Annotated in this window: 5 protein-coding genes; 2 read left to right on the plus strand and 3 right to left on the minus strand. The window is 72.3% G+C overall.

The window, feature by feature from the left end:
* Positions 1-219: dihydrofolate reductase family protein (locus tag ACZ5GT_RS40505; protein ID WP_469036897.1), on the plus strand; the 219-nt coding region annotated here is incomplete at its 5' end.
* 504 nt (positions 220-723) lie between these two features.
* Here ACZ5GT_RS40505 and ACZ5GT_RS40510 read toward each other — a convergent pair.
* On the minus strand, positions 724-1221 hold the full coding sequence (locus ACZ5GT_RS40510; protein ID WP_469036900.1) for a hypothetical protein: 498 nt from the start codon (positions 1219-1221) through the stop codon (positions 724-726).
* Between the two features lie 234 nt (positions 1222-1455).
* Between ACZ5GT_RS40510 and ACZ5GT_RS40515 the strand changes: the two genes are divergently transcribed.
* Entirely contained in the window at positions 1456-2070 is a 615-nt protein-coding gene (locus ACZ5GT_RS40515; RefSeq protein WP_469036902.1) for a YceI family protein, read from the plus strand.
* An 83-nt stretch (positions 2071-2153) separates the two neighbouring features.
* Here the strand turns inward: ACZ5GT_RS40515 and ACZ5GT_RS40520 are convergent, their stop codons facing one another.
* Entirely contained in the window at positions 2154-3518 is a 1365-nt protein-coding gene (locus tag ACZ5GT_RS40520) for a hypothetical protein (RefSeq protein WP_469036904.1), read from the minus strand.
* Between the two features lie 92 nt (positions 3519-3610).
* A complete protein-coding gene (locus tag ACZ5GT_RS40525; protein WP_469036906.1) occupies positions 3611-6631 on the minus strand; it encodes a glycoside hydrolase family 3 protein in 3021 nt (1006 codons plus the stop codon).
* Positions 6632-6852: the final 221 nt, after the last annotated feature.

A 6852-nucleotide genomic window follows, 5' to 3' on the forward strand; every position in this document is an offset into this window, starting at 1 on the left:
AAGGCCGAAGCGGATCACGATCTCACGGTCGACGGGCCGCATCTCGCGGCCCAGGCGATCGCGGCAGGTCTGGTGGACGAGTACCACCTGTTCGTCACCACGAGCGTGGTCGGCGGCGGCAAGCGGTTCTTCCCCGACGGCGTGCGCCTCGAACTCGACCTCGTCGAGCAGCGCGCCTTCGACAGCGGGCTGATCTACGCGCGCTACCGGACCCGCTGAGAAAAGGAGCAAGGCTGACAGAGAACCAGGTCAGCCGCAGTCTCACGGGCCTGGACGCCCTCGGTTCCGACGGCTGGAACAGGGTCGACCCGAACGGTGGGTTCGTCCAGCACCGTCGCAAGACGTGCCCCGAGCGCGTCGCGTGCTCCGGTTGGCGGCCAGCAGACACACCCACACGACGACCAGGGCGGCCGACACCAGGATGCCGCCCGTGTCGGTGCCGTCGGCGATCCGCCACCCGAGCAGCCCTGTGGAGAGGGCCAGCATGGGCCAATACACCTTCGGCCCCCATCGGTTGCCCGGCCTGGTCCACGTAGGCGGCACTCGGGATTCAGAGCGTTGCGGCTGCTTCATGCGCGCTCAACTACCCTCTTGGGCCTCAGACATGACCGCCGGGCGCTTTCGACACGGGGCCGCCCGGCGTGCGCCCGGCCGGCGGAACGGCTCTTCCGGCGGAGCGACGTCGGCCGCCGGAAGAGCTTGCGGGGCTGGTGCCGGACGGGGTCAGCAGCCGCCGCAGTTGTAGTACAGGACGTCCCAGTGGTTGCCCTCGTCGGCGTAGATGTTGCCGGAGCCGGACTGGTACTGGGGGGCGCCGTCGCCGCGCAGGCCGATGTAGGTGAAGTTGTTCTTGATGTAGCTCGTCACGCAGGTGTTCTTGCCGTAGTCGAGCTTGTAGCCGTTCCAGTGGGAGTAGGTGCCGGAGGCGTGGCCGGTCTCGGTGCCGCCGGTGATGTTCAGGGCGCAGCCGCTGGCGCGCTTGAGGGTCTGCGCTCCCTGGGCGGTGGCGAGATTGAGCTGCTCGAAGGACGTGCAGGTGGAGTTGTAGCGGTCGGAGCAGTTGCCGGAGGAGGACCAGGTGATGCCGACCTCGCGGAACATCGAGGTCGCGGTGGCATGACTGATCTTGGTGACCGCGAAGGCGTCGGTGGCGGTGCCGACGACGGCGACGCCGGGGGCGACGACGAGCGCGAGCGCGGTCAGGGCGGACCTGATCTTCATGGGGGGGAACCTTCCTGCGTTGGGACCGTCGACGGTCGCGGGGACCGTGCCGTCTGTGGGGCGGCTGTGCAGGTGGTGCCAGGAGATGGTGCCCGACTTCTACGCGCGTCCGCCAGAGGGCGACCCGTGATCGCACGGAGAAGAGGTTGAAACTTGAACGGAATAGGTCTACGGTCGTCCTTGTTGGGCCTCATTGAAGATTCAACATCCTCCCCACTCGCTTTGGAGCACGCCATGGGCATCTTCGGCCGCAAGACCACCGACACCGTCGAGGCCGCCGGCGCGGCGCCCGCCGCCGTCAACCCCGACCTCGCCGCGCTGACCGGCGACTACACCATCGACCCCTCGCACACCACGCTCGGCTTCGTCGCCCGGCACGCCATGGTCACCAACGTCAAGGGCAAGTTCCTCGACTTCAGCGGCACGCTGCACCTCGACGGCTCGGACCCGGCCAAGTCGACGGCGTCCCTCGACGTCACGATGGAGAGCATCGACACCGGCTCCGCGGACCGCGACGGCCACCTGAAGAGCGCGGACTTCTTCAAGACGGAGGAGTTCCCGACCATGACCTTCCGCTCCACCGAGGCGGAGGCCCTGGGCGGCGACGACTACCGCATCACCGGCGACCTGACGATCCTCGGGGTCACCAAGCCGCTCACCATCGACCTCGAGTTCAACGGCGCCGCGAAGGACCCGTTCGGCAACGAGCGCGTCGGTTTTGAGGGCAAGGCCGAGATCCTGCGCTCCGAGTGGGGCCTGACCTGGAACGCGGCCCTGGAGACGGGCGGCGTGCTGGTCTCCGACAAGATCAAGCTGAACTTCGACATCTCGGCGATCAAGTCCGCGTGACGCCTGAGCGCGTCCGCTCCCCCGAGCGCGCCCGTCCTCCACTCCCCAGCAGAGGACGGGCGCTCGCCCGTACCCGGACCACGTCAGAAGCCTCCGCCGAAGTCGCCGCCGCCCCCGAAGTCGCCGCCGCCGAAGTCGCCGCCGCCGTCGAAGCCGCCTCCGAAGTCGCCCGGGTCGAAGTCGGCGCCTGAGACGTCGCCGCCCTCGTAGCCACCGAAGTCGCCGTAGCCGGAGCCGTAGTCGGCCGCGTACGACGGGGTCGCCATCATGTTGCCGAGCATCGTGCCGACGAGCAGGCCGGGCAGCAGGCCGCCGCCGAAGTAGCCGCCCGCCCAGGGGCCGTAGGCCGGGCCGGCGTCCCAGTACGGGCGGCGGCCGTACTCGGTGTCCACCTCGCGGACCACGGGGTCGCGGCCGTCAGCCAGCCGGGCCCGGTCGGCCGCGCAGACCGGCACCTCGCGCGGCGCGCCGGCCGCGGGTGTCCAGACGACGTCGGCGACGGACGGGCCGTGGCGCGGGTCGAAGAAGCAGGGCGGCCGGCGCTCGGGCAACGGCCGGCCCTCCCGACGGGCGGCGAGCTGGGCGAGCGAGAAGCGGCCGTCCTCCAGGGCCTGGGTGACGGCACGCACGTCCTCCGGTCGCGCCGCGGCGGCCATCGCCCGCTTGGCCAGTTCGTAGGCGTCCAGCGCGCGTTCGTAGTCCGCGCGCATGGCGTCGTCCGCGCCGGACTCCGCCGGATGGAAGTCGAGACGGTCCACTTCCTCGCCGAAGGCCGTGATGTCCTCGTCCACGACGACCCGGAGCTTCTCCAGCGCGGCCCGCTGCTCCTCCTCGCGGTGGCGACGGGACCGCCGGGCGAGGGTGTACACGCCCGCGCCGCCGGCCACCAGCACCGCGCCCACGGCGATCAGCCCGGTGGTGGACACGCCGCCGCCGTCGGAGGACGACCCCCAGCTCGCGGGCGCCGAGCCGCCCATGTTGGCGAGGGCGCGGCTGGTGAAGTCGTTCAACTGCTTCCCGGCGTCCTCGCCCTGCACACTGGCGACGAGGTTCTGCCGGGCGGTGGCGGACATCACCGAGGAGTCGGCGCGGGCGTCGAACCGGTCGCCCAGGCGGATGCCGTACAGGCCCGTGACGCCGGTGGCGGTGCGCAGGTCCGCGAACAGGTTCCGGGTGGGGTAGTCCGCGGGCAGGACCGCGATGAACAGCGGCTTGTCGGCGTTCTTGATACGCCGGGCCAGGGCATCGGCGTCGCGCGCGGACAGCTGCGCGGAGGCGGCCGGATCGACGTACACCGGGCCCTTGCGCAGGGCCGCGGCGATCACCGAGACATCGGTGGCGGCCTCGGCCCGGGGCGCGGCGACGGCGGTGCCGGTCACGGTCAGAACGGCCAGCACCAGGGCGAGCAGCAGCGCCGGGAGGCTTCGGGTCCGTGTGACGGCCTTCATGCTTCGAAGCTACCCGAAGCCCCCGAAGCCTCCCAAAGGTGAGCATTCGCTCAGTGCATCGCTCAGCGCATTCGCTCAGCCGGCGGGCCTCCTCAGGAGGCGGCTCGCCAGGCCGCCGCCAGGCGCTGCACGGCCGCCCCGTACCGTCCGGTCAGCGACAGGTGGTCGGCGTCCGCGAAGGGTTTCGCGAACTCCGCCGTGATGTGCTGCCCCGCCTTCCGCTGGACGATCAGCCGCGCCTTGTCGACCAGCGCGCGGCCGGTCCCGTCGGCCCCGGCCCGCTCCGCGGCCGCGGCGGCCGCCGCGAGCGCCGTCAGGGTGCCCGCCCCGCCGTCCGGCACCTTCGTCAGCGTCGTCAGGCCCCAGCCGTAGGGGTACTGCGGGTCGTACGAGGCGTCGCCGACGTTGATCGGCAGCTGCGCCTCCGACCTCGGCCAGGTGACCGGGAGCCGGCCGGTGAAGGGCCGGCGGCCGTAGAGGACGTCGGCGACCCCGGCGCCCTCGGTGCCCGGCAGCCAGGAGGCGACCAGGGCGTCGATCTCCCCGAGCCGGTCGCCGATCAGCTGCGGGCGCCCGGAGACGATCAGCACCGCGCACTTCATGGCGGCGCACACCTTGTCCACCGCCGCCTTGTCGGCGTCCGTCAGCTCCAGGTCGTTGCCGTTGCCGACGTCGCCGACGCCCTCGGCGTAGGGGGTCTCGCCGACGACGACCACGCCGACGTCGTAGCCGGCCGTGGGCGCGGAGGCGTCCTTCGAGTACGTGACGTCGCCGCCGGTGTCGCGCATCCCGCGCAGGACGGTGGTGCCCTCGGTGTGGGTGCCGGACGCGCCCTGCCAGGTGATGGTCCAGCCGCCGGTCTGGTTGCCGAGGTCGTCGGCGTTCGATCCGGCGACGTACACCTTCTGGTTCTTCCGCAGCGGGAGCACGCCGCCGTCGTTCTTCAGCAGCACCTGCGACTCTGCGGCCGCCTGCCGGGCCACCGCCCGGTGCGCGGCGGAGCCGATCCGGGAGGCGCCCCGCGTGTCGGCGTACGGGTGCTCGAACAGTCCCAGCCTGAACTTCTGCGTGAGGATGCGGGAGACCGCGTCGTCGATCCGCCGCTCGCTGATCCGGCCGGCCTTCGCCTCGTCGACCAGCGTGGTGCTGAAGTCCTTGTAGCCGTACGGGACCATCATCATGTCGACGCCGGCGCCGACCGCGGCGCGCACCTGGGAGGCGTAGTCGCCGGGCAGCTGGTCGATGGCGTTCCAGTCGCTGATGACGAAGCCGTCGAAGCCCATGCGGCCCTTGAGCACGCCGTTGATCATGTCGGCGCGGGCGTGCATCTTCACCGGGCCCCGCCCGTCGCCGACGAGGTCCAGCGAGGAGTACGAGGGCATGACCGAGCCGACGCCCCGGTCGACGGCGGTCCGGTACGGCGCCAGGTGGACGGCCTCCAGTTCCTGCCGGGTGACCCTGGTGACGCCCTGGTCGATGGTGTAGGTGCCGGTGGTGGAGGAGCCGTACGCGGTGCCGCCGTCGCCGACGAAGTGCTTGGCGGTGGCGAGGACCTTGTCGTTCTCCTTCAGGTCCCGTCCGCTCGCGGCTCCTTGGAGGCCCTGGATGATCGTCTCCATGGACTCCACGAGGGCCGGGTCCTCGCCGAAGGACTCGTAGGAACGGCCCCAGCGCTCGTCGCGGGTCACGCAGAGGCAGGGGGCGAAGTCCCAGGGGACGCCGGTGGCGCGGACCTCGGACGCCGTCACGGCGCCGGTCTTCTCGACGAGCCGGGGGTCGCGGGTCGCGCCGAGGCCGATGTTGTGCGGCATGACCGTGGCACCGGCCAGGTTGTTGTGGCCGTGCACCGCGTCGACGCCGTAGATCAGCGGGATCTGGAAGCGGGTGGCCCGCGCGCGCAACTGGAAGCCGTCGATCATCTTCGCCCAGGCCTCGGGGGTGTTGGGCGTGGGTGTCGAGCCGCCGCCGGACAGCAGCGAGCCGAGGGCGTACCCGGCGATGTCGCCCTGGTCGGTCAGCGCGCCGCGCTCGGCCTGGGTCATCTGGCCGGCCTTCTCCGCCAGTGACATGCGGGCCACCAGGTCGGCGACCCGCTTGCGGACCGGCAGCCTGCTGTCGAGGTAGGGCAGTCCATGGGCGTCGACGACGATCTGCGGCGTCTCGGCGGGCGGCTTCGCGCCGGTGACCGTGAGCCGGAGCGGGATCGTCTCGGCGGCCTCGGCGGCCCCGTCCTTCAGGGTGCGGACCCGCACGGTCCGTACGGTGCCGGAGGCGGTGCCGGCCGGGAAGGTGAGGGTGCCCTCGACCGGGGTGTAGTCCTTGCCGGGCCCGGCGGTGCCGCCGGCGGTGGCGTAGGCGACCGTCACCGGTTCCTCCAGCGGCGCGGCGCCGGTGGTGGAGACGGTGACCCGGACGGCGGCGGCGGTGCCCTCCTTCACCGGGTACACGGCGGCGTCGGTGGTGACGGCGGCGCGCAGCGACTGGTCGGCCTTGCCGTACAGCTCGACGCCGTCCATGGCGAAGCTGCCCTTGACGCCGGTGGGGAGCGTGACGGCGTACCCCCACATCTCGGTCAGGCCCAGGACGTGGTCGATGCCGCCGACCGGCTGGTAGTCGGTGCGGTAGGCGAAGTCGGTGAACGGGAGCTCGATCCGCTTCCAGCCGGTGAAGTCGTCGGCGAAGGAGGTGGTCCACAGCTCGGATGCCTCGCCGTGGGCGCCGCCGTCCTTGATCTCGAAGGCGATCCTCTTGCCGCTTCCCCGGCCTTCCCACCAGAAGCGGACGCCCCGGTGGGCGGACCAGTCGTGGGCGGGGGCGTCGGCGGCGAAGTCGTGCGTGAAGCCGCCGTAGCCGCTGATGTCGTAAGCGCCGGTGAGGACCTTGGCGCCGTCGGGGGCGTCGGCGCGTTCCTCCAGGGCGAGCGTGGGCGGGTCGTCGCTGTCGCCGCCCCAGGTGAAGATGCCCTCCGCGGGCTGGGCGGCGAACGGCACCTCCCCCTCGAAGCGGTCGACGGCCACCGGGGCGGGGCCGGGGTCGTCGGCCGCGCGGGCCGCCGACAGCGGCAGCATGGCGGCGAGCAACGCGGCGGAGACGAGCAGGGCGGTTCTCGGCATGGACCTTCCCTCGGCTCTCGGGGTTCACTCAGGGCTTAGCTCACGCCGTGAGTTAACTGGCGCCCCGTCGACCCGTCAAGACGTCGCGTCAGCCTTGTCGTCCCGCCCGCGCCGGGTCCGTCCGGGCGCGGGGGGGGGGGGGGGGGGGGGGGGGGGGGGGGGGGGGGGGGGGGGGGGGGGGGGGGGGGGGGGGGGGGGGGGGGGGGGGGGGGGGGGGGGGG

The organism is Streptomyces sp. NPDC031340, assembly GCF_055569945.1.

What these genes read in the sequence shown, in the direction of transcription:
- ACZ5GT_RS40510 (WP_469036900.1), bottom strand. Translation starts at nt 1,221, where the DNA reads ATGAAGATCAGGTCCGCCCTGACCGCGCTCGCGCTCGTCGTCGCCCCC.
- ACZ5GT_RS40520 (WP_469036904.1), bottom strand. Translation starts at nt 3,518, where the DNA reads ATGAAGGCCGTCACACGGACCCGAAGCCTCCCGGCGCTGCTGCTCGCC.
- ACZ5GT_RS40525 (WP_469036906.1), bottom strand. Translation starts at nt 6,631, where the DNA reads ATGCCGAGAACCGCCCTGCTCGTCTCCGCCGCGTTGCTCGCCGCCATG.
- ACZ5GT_RS40515 (WP_469036902.1), top strand. Translation starts at nt 1,456, where the DNA reads ATGGGCATCTTCGGCCGCAAGACCACCGACACCGTCGAGGCCGCCGGC.